The sequence below is a fragment of the Arthrobacter sp. GW460-12-1-14-TSB2 genome (genome assembly GCF_059423525.1).
This window is the reverse complement of the sequence record NZ_JBWKYC010000037.1, coordinates 1-20,675: the sequence shown is the minus strand read 5'-3', so window position 1 is coordinate 20,675 and position 20,675 is coordinate 1. Positions and strand designations below refer to the sequence as shown.

The window sequence follows — 20,675 nt, the reverse complement described above, 5'->3', positions numbered from 1 at the left end:
GGGTTGAGGAAGTTGAGGGGGACTTCGTGGGGTTCGAGGGCGGCGAGCTGGGCGGCGAGTTCGGCGCGCTGTTCCAGGGTTTCGCCCATGCCGATCAGGGCGCCGCAGCACAGTTCCATGCCGGCGGCCTTGACCATGGTGCAGGTCTCCAGGCGTTCTTCGTAGCTGTGGGTGGTGACGACTTCGGGGAAGTAGCTGCGGGCTGTTTCGAGGTTGTGGTTGTAGCGGTGCACGCCCCACTCGGCGAGCTGGTCCACCTGGCGCTGGGTGAGCATGCCCAGGGAACAGGCGATGTTGATGTCCACGGCTTCGTTGATGCGGTCGATCGCGAACTTGATCTGGTTCATGAGCTTGATGTCGGGGCCGCGGACGGCGGCGACGATGCAGAACTCGGTGGCTCCGGTGGCGGCGGTTTCCTTGGCGGCTTTGACCAGTTCCGGGATGTCGAGCCAGACGCCTCTTACCGGGCTGTCAAAGAGGCCGGACTGGCTGCAGAAGTGGCAGTCCTCGGGGCAGCCGCCGGTCTTGATCGAGATGATGCCTTCGACTTCGACGTCCTCGCCGCAGTGCTTCAGGCGCACCTCGTGGGCCAGTTGAAGGGCGGCGGGAAGGGCTGCGTCCGGGAGGCGGAGGACTTCCTCGAGCTGGGGCTGGGTCAGGCCGATGCCGTCCTCGAGGACCTGCTGGCGGGCGGTTTCCAGGATGGTGTCGCCTGTTGCGTCGCTGGTAGGAACGGCTGCCTGAATCGTCATTGATGGGTCCTTCTCGCTGGGCGGCTGGTCGCCTCTGACGCTAGTTTGGCTTTTTGTTGGCTTTTTTGTGGGAATTCAACAAAGAGTAGGCGCTGAACTTGGGCAGCGGTTTTTGGCGTTGACCGAACGGTGTGACTTTCTACCTGACTTCCTAGCTGAGTCCGTGATACACCGGAGGCTGTGGATAACTTTGGGCATCAAAGTGTGACCTCAGTTACCCTTTAACCATCGTCCGGATTTATTGCGGGCGGCTCGGACGTCTTGAAACTATCGGGGGAATAGCTGCCCATGACATCTCGTACTTTGCATTTCGCACGGTTGCGCTATTCCGCAGCTGCAGTTTTCGTCGCTTCTGTCCTGGTACTTACCGCGTGCAACGGCGGCGGCAATACGCCAGGGAATGGCGGGCCTTCGGAGTCTGCGTCTGCCTCGTCTTCTGCCTCTTCTGCCACGTCCACGCCAAGCCCGACGCCGACACCGTCCGCCGCGTACAAACCGGCCGACGCCAAGGGAAAAGCCCAGAATGTTCCCGTTCCGGTGCTGCCTGAGGCCGCGAAGGCGGAGACGAAGGAGGGGCTGGAGGCATTTGCAGCCTATTGGTACTCAACACTTAGCTACGCCTACGAAACCGGCGACACGTCCCTTGTGAAGAGTGCCAGCGGGCCCGAATGTGTTTTCTGCAATGGTCTTGCGGGTGGAGTTGAGAGCGCATGGCGAGATGGTAGGTGGGTTGAAGGCGGAACCATTGAAACTCCGTCGATAACGGTTCAGTTCTCTCCAGGTCCCGCATCCCAGGCAACAATTCAGGTGCTTCAGAAGCAAATTGGTATTCGCAAGCCGGATGGCAGTCTTTATCAGGAACCTACGAAGGCCACGAACACCGCAAGCCAGGCGACGGCGGCGTACGGTGCAAAAGGGTGGATCATCAGCGACCTCGGGCTGATTCGGTAAATCATGGGCTGGGCCAACAAGCTGTCGGTTGCCGTTGCGCTTTCCATGGTCGTCATCGCTGTAACTTCATCGCCATCGCGCGCAGACGACCCACCAATTGATATTGGCTATGAAGAAACTGCAATCGCTGTTGGTGCCGATGATTGGACCGTTGATCCGTCAACAGGCAAGGTTGTCGCCCGGGAGCCTGGCGCTCCCAGTACTGACCCCAATCAGTACAAGTACGAACTCCAATGCCACTTAGGCGGTGCAGATTTCGATACACCTTGTTTGGCGCGACAGCTGGAGTGCAAGAACGGCCCGGACGGTAAAGACGGAATCCCGGTCGTGTGGTTGAAAGCGCCGATTGGAATTCCTAACCCTGTCTGGACCTTCCATTCCGGTCCCACCTGTCTTTTCGATCCGCGACCCGAAGATCTGCTTCCCCGCATCGCGGCCCTGATTCAGAGCGAGTTCCAGAAGCTGCCAGTGGCCGCAGGAACGGTCACGGCCCAGCCGAGCCCACACACCCTTCGCGGAGCCGAGACGAATTTCTTCACGGACTCGGCAGAGCAGACGTTCGACATCACCATCCTGGCCCAAAAAGTGCATGTCGTGGCGACCCCGGTCCAATACACCTGGAACTACGGCGATGGGACAACATTTGGGCCCCAGCAGTCGGCAGGCGGGCCACTCCCGCAGGACCGGTGGGGTGAAAAGACCCGCACCAGCCACGTCTACACGCAGACCGGCGACTTCCAGGTGGTGCTCACGACGCACTTCCAAGGAACGTACTCCGTCAATAACGGCCCGCCGCTGCCGATCCCTGGTCAAGGCCAGTTCAGTTCGCCACCGCAAACCATCAGTGTGTGGCGCTCCATCACCCGTAACTACGCCGACGACTGCATCAGGAACCCGCAAGGCCAAGGCTGCCCGGGAGCTACACCGCCAACCCTAGCCAGACCAACCCCCTAGCCACGCCAGCCCCCACCCCGGCTAGGACTGCAGTTCCCGGTCCACCCGCTCCATCCGCGCCCGGACCAATTGAAAGCGCGGATCGCCCGGCCCGATCAGGCGGGCCATGGCTGCGGCGCCTTCGGTATCTGAAGCACCCATGTCGCTGGCGCACCACTGCATGATGAGTTGAGCGTCGCCACTGGCGCGGACCGACGCGCCCACGGCTTCATTCAGCTCGTCCCGCATCAACTCAATCGACAGGTTCACCGAACGGTTGAGCAGCTTCGCAGGGTAAGCGGCCAGCGCCTGCGCCACCCGACCGTCCCGCAAGTGATCGGCGACCACAGATGCGTCCGTGACCACCCGGACGGCCGACGAGAAGCGGTACGGGTTCGGTTCCACCACGTTGCCGAGGATGCCGCGGATCCGATGCATCTCGGTCCTGACGGCCGTGGCCGCGCCGTCCTCGCCATGCAGCCGATACGCCAGCTCATCGGCACTCCACCCCTGAGTCCGGGAGGCTAGCAAAGCCAGGATCTCCGCACGGCGCAGCGTCAGCGGAAGACGGGCACCGCCGTCGAGCCCGGCACTCGGCTTGTCACCCAACAACGTCAGCGTCAGCGCCGACCGAACCGCGCCACCCGTTTGCTGCCTGGCCGCCGGAGCGCCGGCAGACCTCAGCAACTCCTCCGCCAGCCGCACCCCGCAGCGCACCATGCGCAGGCTGTCCGGTGTGACCGATTCGAAGGGGCCGGAGACATCAAGCACTCCCGCCACTTCACCCGTGTACGGATCGCGGATGGGCGCCGCGGTGCATGCCCAGTCGTGATGCGTGCGCACCAGGTGTTCGGCAGAGAACAGCTGTGCCGGCGCACCCGTTACGAGCGCCTCGCTGATGGCGTTGGTCCCGACGCCGGATTCGGACCAGTCGGCGCCCTCCACAAACTCCAATGAGTCAGCCAGCCTGAGTGCCTGCCGGCTGCCCACCCGCCACAGCACCTCACCTTGTTGGTCCGTGACGATCAGCAGGTGGCGGCCCGCCGAGGACTCGTCAGCCAGCAGCTGGGACAACGCCGGCATCACGGTGGCCAAGCGGTGGTCGGCACTGAGTGAGCGTGCCTCGGAAACATCATGCCGGTGGACCGGCCGGTGTTGATCGGGGTCGATACCAAGCGCCAGCGAACGCTGCCAGGACTTGATAAGGGCTGGCGAAATTGAAGGATCGGGGTTGCCCGAAATGGTAGCTTCGTGGGCTTTCCGCAGCGTACGCGCGTACTCCGCCGGGGCGGTAAACCGCAGGTCGCGAAGATGGGTGATCGCGCCGGTGCCCGTCCGCATCCGCAATCTCCCAACTCGTCATCGAATCGTGCTCGGACCACTCGATGTAATCGGGGAGGGGGCCGTGTCACTCGATTGTAACCCTCTGGGGCTTTTACTTGTGATGCGGGTCACGGGACGGTCATCGCAAGGCGGACCGGGAGCGGCCCACTGAAAGCAACGAAAAGAGGAATCATGCCTGAGACACCAAACGGCATCGTGGAGGCCTGGCTGGCGCAGTTCGATGAGGCGCTGCGCAGCAGGGACACCGATGCCGCACTGCAGCTGTTTGAAGACGAATCCTACTGGCGGGACTTCGTGTCCTTCACCTGGAACCTCAAGACGCTCGAGGGCAAGGCTGAGATCAAGCGCATGCTGGATGCCACCCTTGAGGACGTGCAGCCAAGCAACTGGGCGCTCGCCGAGGATGCCACCGGGGACGCGGCGAACACCGAGGCCTGGGTGGATTTCGAAACCGCCCAGGCGTGGGGCCACGCCCACCTGCGGCTCCGCGACGGCAAATGCTGGACGCTGCTCACCACCATGAAAGAACTGAAGGGATTTGAGGAGAAAAAGGGCCCCAACCGTGAGAAGGGTGTGGCGCACCAGATCAGCAAGGGCCGTAAATCGTGGCTGGAACTCAGGGAAGAGGAGGAAGCCCGCCTGGGATACGAAGACCAGCCTTACACCGTGATCATTGGCGGCGGCCAGGGCGGCATCGGACTCGGTGCACGGCTGCGCCGGCTGGGTGTGCCCACGATCATCATCGAGAAAAACGAGAACCCCGGCGACTCCTGGCGGAACCGCTACAAGTCACTCCACCTGCACGATCCCGTCTGGTACGACCACCTGCCGTACATGAAGTTCCCGGATGACTGGCCCGTTTTCGCGGCCAAGGACAAAATCGGCGACTGGCTCGAGCACTACACCCGGATCATGGAGCTCAATTACTGGTCCAAGACCGAATGCACCAACGCCCGCTTCGATGAAGCGTCCCAGGAGTGGATCGTGCAGGTAATGCGCGACGGCGAACCGGTCACCTTGAGGCCCAAGCAGCTCGTCTTCGCCCTGGGCGTCTCCGGCTATCCGAATGTTCCAACGTTCGACGGCGCCGAGTCCTTCCTGGGGCAGCAGTACCACTCGTCCAAGCACCCCGGCGGCGGGGACTGGACGGGCAAGAAGGCCGTGGTGATCGGGTCCAACAACTCGGCGCACGACATCTGCGCCGACCTGTGGGAACACGGCGCGGAGGTCACCATGGTCCAGCGGTCTTCCACCCACATCGCCCGCAGCGAGTCGCTCATGGACCTGGCCCTTGGCGACTTGTACTCGGAGAAGGCGCTCGCCAACGGCGTCACCACGGAGAAAGCCGATCTCCTGTTCGCGTCCTTGCCTTACCGGATCCTGCCTGAAGCCCAAATCCCTGTTTACGAGGAAATGGCCAGACGCGACGCAGGGTTCTACTCGCAGCTTGAGGCCGCCGGCTTCGACCTGGACTTCGGGGTGGACGGTTCGGGCCTGTTCCTCAAGTACCTGAGGCGCGGCTCGGGCTACTACATCGACGTCGGCGCCTCCCAGCTGATCATTGACGGCCGGGTCAAGCTCGCCAACGGACAGGTCACCAAAATCACCGGGAACGCCGTGGTCATGGACAGCGGAGCGGAGCTCGAAGCCGACGTCATCATCTATGCAACCGGCTACGGGTCCATGAACGGCTGGCTTGCCGACTTGGTCTCACCCGAGGTGGCGGACGCCGTCGGCAAGTGCTGGGGCTTCGGCTCGGACACGCCCAAGGATCCGGGGCCGTGGGAGGGGGAGCTGCGCAACATGTGGAAGCCCACCAACGTTGAGAATCTCTGGATTCACGGCGGCAACCTGCACCAGAGCCGCCACTATTCCAACTACCTGGCCCTGCAGCTCAAGGCGCGGATGGAGGGACTGCCCACGCCCGTCTACGAGCTCCAGCCCACCCACCACACGCGCTGACCAAACTGACCCAAGGGGCCGTGACAACCGCCTTCCCTCGGGACCACACTGGGGGTGACGGCCTCCTGCTGTGACACTCCAACGACATGCCGTGGATGCGCCTGACCGGCTGCATCCACGGCCACGTAAACGAAGGAAAACACCATGAAAGCAGCACGTTTCCACGCCCGCGAGGATCTCCGGATCGAAGACGTTCCGGAGCCGGAGTTGCGGCCCGGCGCCGTGAAGATCGCCGTCGCCTGGTGCGGGATCTGCGGCACGGACCTCCATGAATTCCTGGAAGGCCCCATCTTCACCCCGCCGCCCGGACACCCGCACGGGCTCTCACACGAGGAGGCCCCGGTCACCCTGGGTCACGAGTTCTCCGGCACTGTCGAGGAACTGGGCGAAGGCGTTACCGGGCTGTCCGTCGGCGACAGCGTGGTGGTGGAGCCCTACTTCGTCTGTGACGAGTGCGGGCCGTGCCGGGCAGGCAACTACAACCTGTGCACCAAGCTGGGCTTCATCGGGCTTGCCGGCGGCGGCGGGGGACTCAGCGAAAAGATCGTGGTTGATTCGCGCTGGGTCCACCCGGTCGGCGACATTCCGCTCGACGAAGCCGCACTCATCGAACCCCTCGCCGTTGCCTATCACGCAGTGGGCCGAAGCGACGTCAAAGCCGGGGACGTCGCCGTCGTCGGCGGTGCGGGTCCCATCGGCCTGCTCACGGCCGCCGTCCTGAAAGGGCTGGGCGTCACCACCGTAGTGACCGAACTGTCTGCCGCGCGCAAAGAGAAAGCCACATCATCCGGCGTCGCGGATCATGTACTCGACCCCAGCGCAGTCGACGTCAGGGCGCGGGTGCTGGAACTTACCGGGGGAGCAGGTGCGGACGCAGCGTTCGAATGTGCCGGCGTGAACGCGGTGCTGGACACCATGCTCGACGTCGTCAAGCCCGCCGGAGTGGTGGTCAACGTGTCCATCTGGGGACGCCCTGCCACCGTGGACATGCAGAAGATCGTACTCAAGGAAATCGACCTGCGCGGAACGATTGCCTACCGCGGCGATCACGCGGCCGCCATCAAACTCGTCCAAGAAGGGAAAGTCGACCTCAAACCCTTCATCACGGGACGCATTGCCTTGGACGATCTCGTGGACAAGGGCTTCGATACCTTGATCCACCACAACGACACGGCGGTGAAGATCATCGTGCATCCGTAGTGATCCGAGTCTCATCCGGAATAGTTGCAGGCGCCTCGCAGTTGGGCTCAGTGGACCCAATCCGCTTTGAAAGGAACTGCGAATGCTGTTTTCCCCGTTGACCCTCGGCGAGCTCGAACTGCCCAACCGCCTGGTGATGGCCCCGCTGACCCGTCTCCGCTCCGGCGAAGCGGGGGTACCCGCCCCTGTCGTTGCCGAGCACTACCGCCAGCGCGCCTCGCTTGGCCTGATCGTCAGCGAAGGCACATACCCCAGCCCCGCAGGACGCTCCTACCCGGGGCAGCCCGGCATTGTCACGCCGGAGCAGATTGCCGGCTGGAAGAAAGTCACGGACGCTGTTCATACCGAAGGCGGCCGGATCTTCGCGCAGATCATGCACGGCGGGCGCGTTTCGCACGAGGACATCAACGGCGGCCACCAGGTGGTCGCGCCGAGCGCCATCGCCGTCGAGGCGGAGACCCGCACGTACAAGGGCAAGCAGGCACACCCCGTGCCGCACGCCCTGACCACAGCCGAACTGCCCGGCATCCTCCAGGAAATCGTCCAGGGATCGCTGAACGCGATCGAGGCAGGGTTCGACGGCGTTGAGCTGCACTCCGCCAACGGTTACCTGCTGCACGAATTCCTTGCCCCGTCGTCGAACCAGCGCGACGACATCTATGGCGGCTCGCCCGAGAACCGGGCGCGCTTCGTCATCGAGGTTGTGCAGGCTGTCGTTGCGGCCATTGGTGCCGACCGCGTCGGCATCCGGATCTCGCCCGAACACAACGTGCAGGGCGCCCTCGAAACGGACGCCGCGGACGCCCGCGCGACGTACTCCCAGCTGGTGGACGCCATCTCGCCGCTGAACCTGGCCTACCTGAGCATCCTGCACAAGGAGCCCGCCGGCGACCTGGTCCAGTACCTGCGTTCCCGGTTCAACGGACCCTTCCTGGTCAACACCGGGTTCGGCGTCATCACCACCCGCGAAGAGGCCATCGCGCTCGTGGCTGACGGCCATGCAGACGCTGTGGTGGTTGGCCGCCCGGCCATCGCCAACCCCGACCTCGTCCGCCGCTGGCGTGAAGGCCTCCCGGTCAACGAACCGGACCAGTCCACGTTCTATGCCGACGGCGCTGAAGGCTACACGGACTACCCGTTCTACGAGGAGTCGCAGAACTAGCCTCTTCGGGTCTTCGGGCCTTGGTACAACAGCTTGGTACAACAGGCGGGCGCAACCCCATTGCGCCCGCCTGTTGTGTTGTCCGTCGCTTTGTGACCGGCCATGCAGGCCGCGCCGGAGGCTGCCCTATAGGATCTGAACATGCAGCGTCCGTCCCAAAGCACCAGTCCCGGCAGTCGAAAAGGCAAGCCCGTGAGCCGCCAGGTGCTGGCGGACCACGTGTACGAGGAACTGCTGGAGTCGCTGATGGACGGCCGGCTGGAACCGGGCGCCACCGTCAGCATTGACGGCACGGCGCGCGACCTCGACGTTTCGCCCACCCCGGTCCGCGAAGCCCTGGCCCGGCTGGAACACACCGGCATGGTCCGCCGGGTGGCGCTCAAGGGCTACCGCGTGGCCCCGGTCTTCACGCGCGAGGACTTCGCCGAGTTGATGGAAGCGCGGCTGGCCATCGAGCCGGTGAATGCACGCCTCGCCTGCGCACGCCTGACCGCGGAACGGCTCGCCCAGCTGGAACAAGCGGTGACTGACCTGAAGACCGCACCGCGGGGGCCGTCATTCGCTGAATTCCGTGACTACCTCGAAGCTGACGAGCGGTTCCACCGCCTCATCGCCGAACAGACCGGAAACCAGTTCATGGTGGCTGCCTATGCCGCGCTGGGTGGCCAGGTGCAGCGGTTCCGGCTCTTCGGGGGCGTGGGCATCACGGATGCGGAAAACGCCATCGCCGAACATCAGGCCGTCCTTGATGCGCTGGCCACGGGAGACCCCGAGAGGGCCGCGGCCGCCATGGCCGATCACGTCAGCAAAGTGCGTGGCCGCGCCATCGCCGACGCCCCTGAAGCCTGAGCCCCACCCTTAGCGCTCTCGCTCCCAACTGACTGGCAGTTAACGTCGTTATCGGGCCTTTTCGCGACGTCTACTGCTAGCTAGTTGGGCTGACACCACCTGAAGTGTGACCTTGACAACTTTGTGTCGATAGTAAATCCTATAGGAAACAGGATTCGCACAAAGGAGTGAACACCATGGCCTACACAGCCGAGAACTGGCCCATTACTGCGGCCCTGCTTCAGTTCCCGGGCACCGATGCCCAGGGAACCCACATCAACGACGCCGACGCATCGGCCTGGGCCGAGGTCCTCACCGAGGTAAAGGAAGCCGGCTTCGCCCACGCGGACCTCACGGACAGCTGGGTGCGCCCCGGCGATCTCAGCAAGGAACGCCTGGCCGAGTTCAAGCAGACGGCAGACGCCGTGGGCATCGGCGTGCCGGTCATCTCCGCCATCCGGCGCAGCGTCATCGAAGAAGGCAACTGGGAAGCCAACCTTGCCTACAGCCACCGCACCATCGACGCCGCCGCCGAGCTGGGCTGCGAAGTTGTCTCGTTCGGGCTCCACCAGGCCATCACGGCCGAGCAGCAGAAACAGCTCTGGTTCTGGACCGTCGAAGGCTACAAGGACCCGGCCGGAAACAAGGAAGCCTGGGGAAACGCCGTCACTCGTCTCCGCGAACTTGGCCGGCACGCAGCCGAAGTCGGGGTTCTGCTCTCGCTCGAAATGTATGAGGACACCTACCTGGGAACCGCGGATTCCTCGGTCCAGCTGGTTCAGGACATCGGCCTGTCCAACGTCGGCCTCAACCCGGACCTCGGCAACCTGATCCGGCTCCACCGGCCCATCGAGGACTGGCGCGAGATGGTGGCCAAGACCCTGCCGTACTCCAACTACTGGCACATGAAGAACTACATCCGGGACGAGGACACGGCCCGCGACATGTACGTCGCCATGCCGGCGCCTATGGAAAGCGGCCTCATCAACTACCGCGAAGCCTTCAAGCTCGCACTGTCCGTCGGGTTCCAGGGCATCCTCTGCACCGAGCACTACGGCGGAGACGGCCTCAGCGTGACGGCCAGCAACCAGGACTACCTTCGCCGCCACGTCCTCCCCAAGACGGACGGCTACGCGCTGGGCCGGAGCCAGGTGGCGCAGGGGCGGCAGCAGCCGGCCGCCGCACTGGCCGCCGTCTAAACAGGGCGTCAGCCCGACACTGCATTTCCCAACACGGATTCGATGAGGAAACCATGACCCAGATCTTCGACAACCCCGCTGATTTCGCGGATGAGGCACTGGACGGCTTTGTGGCAGCCAACCGCGGCTATGTTGCCCGCGTTGACGGCGGCGTGGTCCGCTCCACCGAGGTGCCTGTCGGCCAGGTGGCCCTGGTGGTGGGCGGCGGCTCCGGCCACTACCCGGCCTTTGCCGGCCTGGTGGGGCCGGGCCTCGCCACCGGCTCCGCCTGCGGCAATATGTTCGCGTCCCCGGCGGCTGGCCAGGTCTACCGGGTGGCCAAGGCATCCAACGCCGGCGGCGGCGTCCTTCTGAGCTACGGCAACTACGCCGGCGACGTGCTCCACTTCGGGCAAGCCCAGCTGCGCCTCAACGCCGAAGGCATCGAAACCCGGACCGTCCTCGTCACGGACGACATCGCCAGCGCCCCGCTGGACCAGATCGAGAAGCGCCGCGGCATCGCCGGAGACCTCACGGTCTTCAAGATCGCCGGCGCCGCGGCCGAAGCGGGACTGGACCTCGACGCCGTCGAACGTCTGGCCATCCGCACCAACTACCGCACCCGTTCCCTGGGCGTGGCGTTTGACGGCTGTACGCTCCCGGGAGCGGACGCACCGCTGTTCCACGTCCCGGCCGGCCAAATGTCGCTCGGCCTGGGCATCCACGGCGAACCGGGCATCTCGGAACACCCGATGCCCACCGCCTCCGAACTCGCCGAACTGCTCGTCTCCAGGCTCCTGGCGGACAAGCCCGACGACGCCGGGAACCGCGTGGTGGCCATCGTCAACGGCCTGGGCACGGTCAAATACGACGAACTGTTCCTGCTCTTCGGCAAGATCGAAAAGCTCCTCACCGCCGCGGGCCTGACCGTGGTGGAACCGGAATGCGGCGAGCTGGTCACCAGCCTGGACATGTCCGGGCTGTCCCTGACATTGCTTTGGCTGGACGACGAATTGGAGCAGTTCTGGGCAGCCCCGGCCGACACCCCGGCCTTCCGCAAGGGCAGCATCGCCCCGCGGGCCCGCCGCGAACTGGCCGGACCGGAAGACGCCGTAGCTGGCGAAGTGGAAAACACGACGCCGGCAGCAGCTGACCTGGGCCGGCGGGCAGCCGCCGTGCTCGCCCAGGTGCAGGGCGTCGTCGTCGAGCATGAAGAGGAACTGGGAGACCTGGACGCCATCGCCGGAGATGGTGATCACGGCATCGGCATGCGCCGCGGCGTGGACGCCGCAACCGCCGCTGCCCGGGAAATTTCGGCGGCCGGGGCATCAGTGGAACGCGTTCTCACAGCGGCAGGGGAAGCCTGGAGCGAACGCGCCGGCGGAACCTCCGGTGCGTTGTGGGGATCCGCCGTGATCGCCGCCGGGATCGCCCTCGGTAACAGGGACGCTTACCGCGGCGAGGACGCGGCGGCCGCCGTCACCGCCTTCGTGGACGCAATCACCGCCCTCGGCAAGGCCGAGCCGGGGGACAAAACCATGGTGGATGCGCTGCTTCCCTTCAAAGACACCTTCCTGAACGCGTTCGACAGCGGAACTCCGGTACGCGGGGCACTCGCCGCCGCAGCGGCTGCTGCCCAGCAGGCCGCTGACGCCACCGCTTCGCTCCGGCCGCTCAAGGGCCGCGCACGGCCCCTCGCCGAAAAGAGCGTGGGGCATTCCGATCCCGGCGCAGTTTCGTTCGGGCTGATTGCGGCCCGGATCTCCCGCTACGTCGAATCTGAACTCACGAATTCCCCACTAATGGATTCCCAACTGGCGGCCTCCGCGGCCGGAAATGGAGCAAAAGCATGAGCACCAGTACTTCCCCAGGCTGGCGGATCGTCGTCGGCAACGATGAAGCCGGCGTCGAATACAAGGAAGCGCTGAAGGCGCTGCTCGAAGCGGACAGCCGCGTCGCGTCCGTGCTGGACATCGGCGTGGGCGCGAACGACTCCACCGCGTACCCGCATGTCGCCGTCGACGCCGCCCGCAAAGTGGCCGACGGCGAAGCGGACCGTGCGCTGCTGATCTGCGGCACCGGGCTGGGAGTGGCCATCGCTGCCAACAAGGTTCCCGGGATCCGCGCGGTCACGGCCCACGACGGCTATTCCGTGGAGCGCTCCGTGCTGAGCAACAACGCCCAGGTCCTCACCATGGGCCAGCGGGTGATCGGCCTGGAACTGGCCAAGAAGCTGGTGGGCGAATGGCTCGACTACCGTTTCGACGAGACTTCATCCTCCGCCGCCAAGGTGGACGCTATCTGCTCCTACGAGCCCGACTACACGAAGGCAGTCTGATCATGACCGAAACAGTCAGCACCCCCAACGCGGCAGCACTCAACAGCGCCCGCAGGATCGCCGTCGTCGGCTCCGGCTACATGGGCGGCGGGATCGCCCAGGTCCTGGCGCTTGGCGGAGCCCGCGTGGCTCTCGCCGATGTGTCCGCCGAAGTGGCGCAGAGCAACTACGACCGTCTCCTCGCCGAATCGGACCAGTTCGTGGCTGACGGCTTGTTCCCCGCCGGTTCCACCGAAATCCTGAAGCAGAACCTCTGGGCTGCCAAGGACATCGAGGAAGCCGTGGCCGACGCGGACTTCATCGAGGAAGCCGTCCCCGAAGTCATCGCCATCAAGCACCAGACGCTTGCCCGCATCAGCCTCGCCGCGAAGCCGGACGCCATCATCGGCTCCAACGCCTCCACCATCTCCATTGCCGAATTGTCCGAGCCGGTCACCAACCCGGAACGGTTCCTCGGCGTGCACTTCTCCAACCCGTCACCGTTCATCCCCGGCGTGGAGATCATTCCTCACGCCGGTACGTCGGCAACCACGGTCGGCGCAGTCCGCGACCTGGTGCACGCTGCCGGCAAGCAGACCGCCGTCGTCAAGGACGTCACCGGCTTCGTTCTCAACCGCCTGCAGTACGCGCTCTTCCACGAAGCTGCACAGCTGGTGGAGCAGGGCATCGCGACGGCGGACGACGTGGACACCCTGGTCCGCACCACCTTCGGCTTCCGGCTCCCGTTCTTCGGTCCCTTCGCGATTGCGGACATGGCCGGGCTGGACGTCTACAACTTCTGCTACAAGTCCCTCCAAACCGACTTCCCGGAGCGGTTCGCCACCCCGAAGATCCTCACGGACCTGGTGGAAGCGGGAAAGCTGGGCACCAAGACCGGTGCGGGCTTCCTCAACGTACCGGCCGAGCGGACCCCCGAGCTGATCGCCTACCGCAACAAGGCCTACGTGGCCATGCAGCAGCTGATCGAAGACCTCGGCCCCGCGCCCATCAACTAACTCAGGAGCACCCCAAATGACCATCTTCCCCGCAGCACGCACGGCAATCGTAACTGGAGCCGTCTCCGAACGCGGCATCGGCCGGGCGACCGTCAACTACCTGGCCGCGCAAGGCTGGAACATCGGCATCATCGACCTCGACGACGCACTCTGCAAGGCCACCGCCAAGGAACTCGCCGCCCAGTACGGCGTGCAGGCCCACGGCGTCGGCGCCAACGTCGGCGATGAAGCGTCCGTCCGCCAGGCCATCGACGAGATCGAAGCGGAGCTGCCGCAGGTCGTGGCCCTCGCCAACGTGGCCGGCGTCAGTTCACCCGTTCCGTACCTGGAGCTTGACGCGGCCGAATGGGACCGTGTCCTGAACATCAACCTCAACGGCGTCCACTACGCCACCCGCCGCGTGGCCGAATCCATGGTGAAGAACCGGATCGGGCGCATCGTAAACATCTCCTCCGTGTCGGCCCAGCGCGGCGGCGGCACGTTCTCCAAGACGCCCTACTCGGTGGCGAAGGCCGGCGTGATCGGGCTGACCCGCTCCACTGCCCGGGAACTGGGGGAGTACGACATCACCGTCAACGCCATCTCCCCGGGCCCGATCGACACCGACATCATGGGCGGCACGCTGAGCCAGGAACGCAAGGACGAACTCACCAAGGACCTCGTAGTCAACCGGGTCGGGTCCACCCGCGACATCGCAGCAGCCATCGCCTTCCTCATCAGCGAGGACGCCGGCTACATCTCCGGCCAGACGCTGAATGTGGATGGCGGACTCTACATGCACTAGGGAAGGCCAGCCATGGCACAGCACAGCACCCCCGCAAGACTGTCCGCAAAAGCACGGCCGGCAGCATCACGGCCGGCGACAGGGCTCAGGTCCTGGAGCCGCGGTCGCCAGATTTACCTCGCCGTGGGCATCCTTGCCTGCCTCGCCGGGATCATGATCATCGCGTTCTCCCGCTAGGACCCGAAGTACCCCCTTCGTTCGCAACTGATTTACTCAAAGAGGAGTTTTGATGTCCCTAACAGCAACGTCCACGAAGGAGCTCCTGGATTCGCCGATCCTCAAATCGGCGATTTCCAAAGCTTCGTTCCGGCTCATGCCCATGCTCGTCATCCTGTACGTCGTGGCCTTCCTGGACCGCACCAACGTGGGCTTCGCCGAAGCGGCGCTCGGCGTGGACCGCGGAGTCACCGCCGGGGCCTACGCCCTTGGCGCCGGCATTTTCTTCATCGGCTACGCCCTGTTCGAAATCCCCAGCAACCTGCTCCTGACCAAGTTCGGCGCCAAAGTGTGGCTGGCCCGCATCGCCATCACCTGGGGCATCGTGTCCGCGTGCTTCGCCTTCGTTCAGGGCGAGACGTCCTTCATCATCCTGCGCTTCCTGCTCGGCGTGACTGAGGCCGGCCTGTTCCCGGGCGTCATCATGTTCCTGGCGGCCTGGTTCCCGAACAAGGTGCGCGTGAAGATGTTCGCCATCTTCTACCTCGCCCAGCCGTTCTCCCAGATGATGGGCGCCCCGCTGTCCGGCTGGCTGATCAACATCGGCGACCAGGTTCCCGGCGTGGCGGGCTGGCAGGTCATGTTCTTCGTCGAAGGCATGCTCGCAGTCCTGGCCGGCATCGCCGCGTACTTCTTCCTGATCAACAGCCCGCAGGACGCAAAGTTCCTGAACCCCGGCGAAAAGAAGGCGCTGCTGGATGTCATGGCACTGGAGGACACCGTCAAGGAAGAAACCGGTCCCCGCGGCGTACTCGCGGCCATGAAGAACCGCAAGGTCTGGTACTTCACCGTCATCTACTTCTGCCTCCAGGTGGCGGTCTACGGCGTGACGTTCTACCTGCCGCAGCAGGTGGCACAGCTCACGGGCCAGAAGGTGGGCTTCGCCGTCGGCCTGATGGCGGCCATCCCGTGGTTCTTCGGCATCTTCGCCTGCTACTTCATCGGCAAGGCGGCCAACACCATCGTCCGCCGCCGGGTATGGGGCACCGGGCTGTTCATCTCCACCGGGCTCTGCATCTTCGGCTCGGCGTGGGCCGGCGCCAACCACATCCCGGCACTGGGCATCATCTTCATCACCCTGGCGGTGTGCAGCTTCCTGTCGATCGGACCCATCGCCTGGTCCTACCCGACGGCGTTCCTCACCGGCACGGCCGCGGCCGCGGGCATCGGCCTGATCAACTCGCTGGGCAACCTGGGCGGTTTCGTGGCCCCGATCCTGCGGACCACGGTCAACCAGGTCACGGCGTCCGACACCGGAACGATGGGTGTTTACGCCCTGGGTGTACTGCCGTTCCTGGCGGCCGCGATGATGTTCGCGACCAAGAGGTTCCAGAACAAGGCAGACGAACTGCTTGAGAAGTAGCAACAGCTTGAACAGTAATAACAGTGCCGTGACGTATGTCGGGGTCAGCACCAAGATGTACCTGGGTTACCGGGACAGCCTGGGCTGGCTGGAGCGCCTGCGGCACGAAGTGGACTCCCGTCCGGCCCTCGCGGCCGGGCGGGTTGTCCCGTTTGTGATCCCGTCCTTCCCGGTGCTCCCCGCGGCCGCCGCTCTGGTGGAGGGTTCGGCGCTGCTCCTCGGTGCGCAGAACTGCGGCTGGGCGGACGGCCCGTGGACCGGTGAAGTGGCGCCGTCCATGCTCGCCGAGTTGGGCGTCCAACTGGTGGAGATCGGCCACGCCGAGCGCCGCGCCCACTTCGGCGAAACCGACGCCGTGGTGGCGCTCAAGGTCCGGGCAGCGGACGACGCCGGGCTGACGCCGCTGCTGTGCGTTGGCGAAGACTCCGCCGCCGCCCGGGATGCAGCAGATTTTGTGTTCCGTCAGATCGACGCTGCCGTCGGGGGCGACTGGGCGCTGGCCACGCGCCTCGTTATTGCCTACGAGCCGGTCTGGGCCATCGGCGCCGCCGAGCCTGCGGACGCCGGCTACGTGTCCGACGTCGTGAATCACCTCCGCGGCCTGCTCGCCCGGCACGGGCTCCAGGGAGTTCCGGTCATTTACGGCGGTTCAGCGAAACCCGGCCTGCTTCCGCGGCTCGGCGGCGTTTCCGGACTTTTCCTGGGCCGCTTCGCACACGACGCCGCGAACTTCGGCAGGGTGCTGGATGAGGCGCTACTGCTTGCCCCCTGGTTTGTGGCGGACCGCCGGCCCTAGCTGGGGGCCGACCGCTGGCACAGTCCAATAAAACCGCCCAGCTGTTCGAGCCCTTCCGGATGGGTGGGCAGGTAGTTGGTCAGTTCCGGTGCCCGCACCACCACGGCACGCCATTTGCCGCGGGAAACCGCCACGTTGATCCGGTTCCGGGAGAGCAGGAATTCCATGCCGCGCGGAGCCTCCGCCACCGCAGAGCAGGCCATGGACACGATCACCACGGCGGCCTCCTGGCCCTGGAATTTATCCACGGTGCCCACGCGGACCGCCGCGTGGCCGGCCGAGTCGAGGGCGTCCCTGATCAGGTTCACCTGGGCGTTGTAAGCCGCCACCACCAGGATGTTTTCCGGCCCCAGCGGACGGCCGCCGGCTTCATCGTGCCACATCAGACCCAGGTGCCTCCCGACCTGGCGCACCACTTCAGCGGCTTCCTCCGGGGAGGACGTGATGTTGCCGCTGTGTGGGACCAACACGGTTTCGATTCCGGCAGGAACGCCCGCCAGGATCCGCAGATCCGCCGCGTTTGCTGAGCGCAGCCTGCCCTCGTAGGCGAGCTCCGAAATGGCTTCGCACAGGGGTGACGCCATCCTCCAAGAGTCCGCGAGGAAGTACCCGAGCTCGGGCGGAAGCGTGGCGCGACCCGCGGAGATCCAGCCGAGCGCGGATTCGTTGACTGGCTCCGGGTGGGTGCCCTGGCTGACCTGGGGGAGCTGCTGCGGATCTCCTAGCAGCAGCAGCCGAGGGCTCGCCTGGGCAACAGCCAGGGTGTTCGCCAAGGAGAACTGCCCGGCCTCATCGATCACCAGCAGATCGAGTGACCCGGCGGGAACCGTGGAGCCGGTCATGGTCCAGGCAGTGCCTCCCACCAGCGCTCCGCCCGGGGAACTGAGCAGCCGTTCAACGTCCGCGGCGTCCCGGTGGTGCCACGGCAAAGTACCGTCGTGTTTCACGTCCTTGGCTACACGGCGCGGGTCCACTCCGGCCTTTGCCACGGCAGTGCAGAGCAGGTTCTCCACCACAGCGTGCGACTGGGCCACCACACCCACTTTCCAGCCTCGGGCCACAAGCCGCGCGATGACGTGCGAGCCGACGTGCGTCTTGCCGGTGCCCGGTGGCCCCTGTACCGCGAGGTACGAATGGTCGAGCGCCTCCACCGCAGCCGTGATGGCGTCAATGAATCGGTCCGGCCCGCCGGCCGGTGCGGGGAGCGGACTGCCTGTCACCAGCCGCGGCGGAATCCGGCGCACCAGGTCCAACGCCGGGTGTTTCCGGAAAACAGGCCTGCCCGGCGCCCCGGCCTTTCCCGGTACGGCTGCTCCCGGGGCGTCTGCCGAGCCGTCCGGAAGGCCGGCAGCGACCTGGTCCGCCAGCAGGGCCAGCGCTTCCTCCAAGCTCTTGGTGGCGATGGGCTGGTCTTCGGTCAGGGCGATGGGCAGGTTGTTGTGCGGTTCGATCTTCCGGTGCAGCTTGTCCCGGATCACCACTGTGTCCCGCCCGTCTTCGTGGCCGAGCTCAAGAACTTCCGTCCCGAACCACCCGTTGCGCCCCGACCCGTCGTTGCCCGTGCCCTCAAGGCCGGCCGGCAACGGACGGTCGTACATCCGGAACCACTTGCTGCCCTCGCGGAGATCCGAGCCGGCGCTCACCGTTCCGGTCAGCTGCACCCTGCGTTCCGGGAGCCTGGTGCCCACCTTGTGCCAGTCATCGAGGATGCGGGCTTCTTCCACGAGGAAGACGTTACGGTCCTGTTGGTGGGTGTCGGGGCCGTTTTCGCAGCGGTCAAAATGTGCCCACCAAAACGCCTTGCGCTCGCGGCGGTGGTAGCTCACGGCCGCATCCACCATGGCGACAGCCTGGATATCGGAATCGGGGCCGCCGAGCTCACCGCCTGCGGCGCGGAACTCTGCCGCCCGGGCCAGGAACGCCCGAATGGCGAGTTCAGAACGCCGGACCGCGGCATCGTCGTCGGACTCAGCTGCCCCCCGCCCTAGATTTCCGGCAGGACCGGCACTTCCGGGTGCCCCATCGTTTCCGGCAGGACCGGCACTTCCGGATGCCGGCCGGATTCCTCGCTCGGCGGCGCGCCGCAGCAACCAGTCGCGAAGCTCCAGCGTGGAGAGGCAATCGTATTGGTTGTAGTCGGAGATGCCGGCGAGGATGGCCGCGGCGTCCTCGGACAATCCGGCGTCGCGCGCTTCGCAGTAATCGGCGTAGGCCACCACGGAGGCGCCGGCGTCCTTCACGTCCCCGGAGCGGAGGTTGCTGCCCATGTACAGCGGCTCCAGTTTCTTGATGCTGTAGGAGTTCTCGGAGATACGGATGCTGTTCCGCACCGTCTGGTACAGGTCCACCAGGAGTCCGTCCCGCAGCCAGTTGTCCACGACGTCCTCACCGGCGACGTGCATCACCGACAGTTTGCGGAGCGCGGTCTTCTCGTAGGCGGCGTAGTGGTAGACGTGCATGTCAGGGTAGTGGCGCCGCCTGTTTTCCACATAGTCCAGGAAGTCGAGGAAGGCCTGCTTCTCGGCGGCGCGGTTGTGGGCCCAGAAGGGCTTGAACATAGTCCGGCGATCCGGTTCCGGCGGAGCTTCGATAACTCCGAAGAGGTACTCGAGCCCCCAGACGCCGGTGGCGCTGTCCTGCCACAGCGGATCCCCTTCGAAGTCGAAAAAGATGTCGCCGGGGCTCGGCGGCGGCAGTTCCGCCAGCGTGTTCTCCGGGATCACCCGGTAGCTGATGCTGTGCTGTTCGCCGTCCTTGATGTAATTGACGGAACCTTCTGCCGTGCCGGCGTTGCTTTGCATCCTGGCCTGGTCCTGCATCCGCAGCAGGGAGGGGCTGGCGCCGGGCAGCGTGGCATCGGCCAGCTGCTTGACCGTGAAGATCCCTTGCGCGTGGAGTTTCTTCCGCTGCGCCGAGTTCATCCGCGCGACCAGGAGGAGGTCGTCCGTAGCTTTGACCTGTTCCTGGCAGTAGTCGCAGCGGCCGCAGGCGACGACGCCGGACGCTCCCCAGCTGACGGCGTCGGGCTGGTTACGGTGGCCGGTGGTCAGCGCAAGGAACCTGTCCCGCCGCTCGCGGAACACCGGGAGGATGTCAGCGAGCTTGTGGCTGCTCCGGACATAGTCGAAGCCGCCTCCCACAGTTTCAATGGTGGCACCAAGGATGAGGGTCACCGCCGGGTCCGGTGCGATTCCGGCATGCAGCAGCTGGTCGCCGTACGCGGCCAGCTGGAGCAACGCCGTCACTTTGGCATGGCGGGCCAGTTTGGTGTCGTACACGGCGTAGCTGCCGTCGTCCTGTTTGACCAGAAAGTCGGAGCGGCCGTGGAACCGGCCGTCGAAGAAGGCCGCCTGGAACACGACGTCCGCCCCGGCCCGCAGCGCATCGATCGATTCGGCATGTTTGGCCTGCAGGGTGGCGCGGTCCATTGCTGTGGCGGCGGCGACGTCGTACACGCCTCGGCCGGTGGCGGGATCCCACGGGCCGAACTCAGCCAGGAACTTGTCCAGGACCTTGTGCTCGTGGACGTCACCAAGCTTCGCCGTGCGGGCCAGCATCTCGTCGGGCTCGAATTCGGCCCTGGCGGACCTGCCCAGTTTTTCATCGAGTTTGCGGAGCAGCTGGTACTCGCACGTGGCCGCGATCACCAGATCGCTCGCGGAGAAGACCAGGTCCTGTGCCAGATCCGGTACTTCCGGTTCAAGAAGAAACACTGCGCCTCGTTGCTGTAGATGTTGCGGTGCCGGTTGTTGTGAGTTGCCGCTGATGTCTTATTGCCAAGCTACCAAAGGGTCCTGACAGTAATGATGGAATTGGCTGTGTTGCGGTGTGACTCCGGCTCTGACTGACGCCCGGTGAAGGGTTTGTCTTCTA

Annotated in this window: 17 protein-coding genes; 14 read left to right on the top strand and 3 right to left on the bottom strand. The window is 65.2% G+C overall.

The features are described from left to right. On the bottom strand, nt 1–752 hold a 752-nt coding region (gene bioB, locus AC07YR_RS22635), incomplete at its 3' end, for a biotin synthase BioB (protein ID WP_494735338.1). A 288-nt stretch (nt 753–1,040) separates the two neighbouring features. Here bioB and AC07YR_RS22630 point away from each other — a divergent pair. Together AC07YR_RS22630 and AC07YR_RS22625 are read left to right on the top strand one after the other, a co-directional pair. Continuing rightward, nucleotides 1,041–1,703 carry a DUF6318 family protein gene (locus AC07YR_RS22630; RefSeq protein ID WP_494735337.1) on the top strand — a complete coding sequence of 221 codons (663 nt, stop codon included), beginning with the start codon at nt 1,041–1,043 and terminating at the stop codon, nt 1,701–1,703. A gap of 3 nt (nt 1,704–1,706) precedes the next feature. Then, the gene (locus AC07YR_RS22625; protein WP_436056797.1) at nt 1,707–2,657 is read left to right on the top strand and encodes a PKD domain-containing protein; all 951 of its coding nucleotides are present in this window, start codon (nt 1,707–1,709) and stop codon (nt 2,655–2,657) included. A gap of 21 nt (nt 2,658–2,678) precedes the next feature. Here AC07YR_RS22625 and AC07YR_RS22620 read toward each other — a convergent pair whose 3' ends face one another. Beyond that, nucleotides 2,679–3,977, bottom strand: a complete 1,299-nt coding sequence (locus AC07YR_RS22620) for a GAF domain-containing protein (RefSeq protein ID WP_436056798.1) — start codon at nt 3,975–3,977, stop codon at nt 2,679–2,681. Between the two features lie 174 nt (nt 3,978–4,151). On the opposite strand from AC07YR_RS22620, the gene AC07YR_RS22615 reads away from it, so the two are divergent. From AC07YR_RS22615 to AC07YR_RS22560, 12 genes are all read left to right on the top strand, one after another. Next, the gene (locus AC07YR_RS22615; RefSeq protein ID WP_494735336.1) at nt 4,152–5,942 is read left to right on the top strand and encodes an NAD(P)/FAD-dependent oxidoreductase; all 1,791 of its coding nucleotides are present in this window, start codon (nt 4,152–4,154) and stop codon (nt 5,940–5,942) included. 144 nt (nt 5,943–6,086) lie between these two features. Then, complete coding sequence (locus tag AC07YR_RS22610; protein ID WP_436056800.1) at nt 6,087–7,142, top strand: 2,3-butanediol dehydrogenase; 1,056 nt, start codon at nt 6,087–6,089, stop codon at nt 7,140–7,142. Between the two features lie 82 nt (nt 7,143–7,224). Continuing rightward, entirely contained in the window at nt 7,225–8,304 is a 1,080-nt protein-coding gene (locus AC07YR_RS22605) for an alkene reductase (protein ID WP_436056801.1), read from the top strand. 141 nt (nt 8,305–8,445) lie between these two features. Next, nucleotides 8,446–9,153 carry a GntR family transcriptional regulator gene (locus AC07YR_RS22600; RefSeq protein WP_436056802.1) on the top strand — a complete coding sequence of 236 codons (708 nt, stop codon included), beginning with the start codon at nt 8,446–8,448 and terminating at the stop codon, nt 9,151–9,153. 176 nt (nt 9,154–9,329) lie between these two features. Further along, nucleotides 9,330–10,331, top strand: a complete 1,002-nt coding sequence (locus AC07YR_RS22595) for a sugar phosphate isomerase/epimerase family protein (RefSeq protein WP_436056803.1) — start codon at nt 9,330–9,332, stop codon at nt 10,329–10,331. Nucleotides 10,332–10,384: 53 nt separating this feature from the next. Next, nucleotides 10,385–12,163: a dihydroxyacetone kinase subunit DhaL gene (gene dhaL, locus AC07YR_RS22590; RefSeq protein ID WP_494735335.1), complete on the top strand. Its 1,779-nt coding sequence runs from the start codon at nt 10,385–10,387 to the stop codon at nt 12,161–12,163. Continuing rightward, entirely contained in the window at nt 12,160–12,648 is a 489-nt protein-coding gene (locus AC07YR_RS22585) for a ribose-5-phosphate isomerase (RefSeq protein ID WP_055799428.1), read from the top strand. The genes dhaL and AC07YR_RS22585 overlap by 4 nt, the downstream gene beginning before the upstream one ends. Before the next feature lie 2 nt (nt 12,649–12,650). Next, nucleotides 12,651–13,643, top strand: coding sequence for a 3-hydroxyacyl-CoA dehydrogenase family protein (locus tag AC07YR_RS22580; protein WP_494735334.1), 993 nt, complete (start codon nt 12,651–12,653; stop codon nt 13,641–13,643). Nucleotides 13,644–13,659: 16 nt separating this feature from the next. Further along, entirely contained in the window at nt 13,660–14,427 is a 768-nt protein-coding gene (locus AC07YR_RS22575; protein WP_494735333.1) for an SDR family NAD(P)-dependent oxidoreductase, read from the top strand. Nucleotides 14,428–14,439: 12 nt separating this feature from the next. Then, the gene (locus AC07YR_RS22570) at nt 14,440–14,604 is read left to right on the top strand and encodes a hypothetical protein (RefSeq protein ID WP_494735332.1); all 165 of its coding nucleotides are present in this window, start codon (nt 14,440–14,442) and stop codon (nt 14,602–14,604) included. Nucleotides 14,605–14,656: 52 nt separating this feature from the next. Beyond that, a complete protein-coding gene (locus AC07YR_RS22565) occupies nt 14,657–16,006 on the top strand; it encodes an MFS transporter (RefSeq protein ID WP_494735331.1) in 1,350 nt (449 codons plus the stop codon). A 7-nt stretch (nt 16,007–16,013) separates the two neighbouring features. Next, a complete protein-coding gene (locus AC07YR_RS22560) occupies nt 16,014–16,802 on the top strand; it encodes a triose-phosphate isomerase family protein (protein WP_494735330.1) in 789 nt (262 codons plus the stop codon). Here the strand turns inward: AC07YR_RS22560 and AC07YR_RS22555 are convergent. Further along, on the bottom strand, nt 16,799–20,515 hold the full coding sequence (locus AC07YR_RS22555; RefSeq protein WP_494735329.1) for a TM0106 family RecB-like putative nuclease: 3,717 nt from the start codon (nt 20,513–20,515) through the stop codon (nt 16,799–16,801). The genes AC07YR_RS22560 and AC07YR_RS22555 overlap by 4 nt on opposite strands. Between the last annotated feature and the right edge of the window lie 160 nt (nt 20,516–20,675).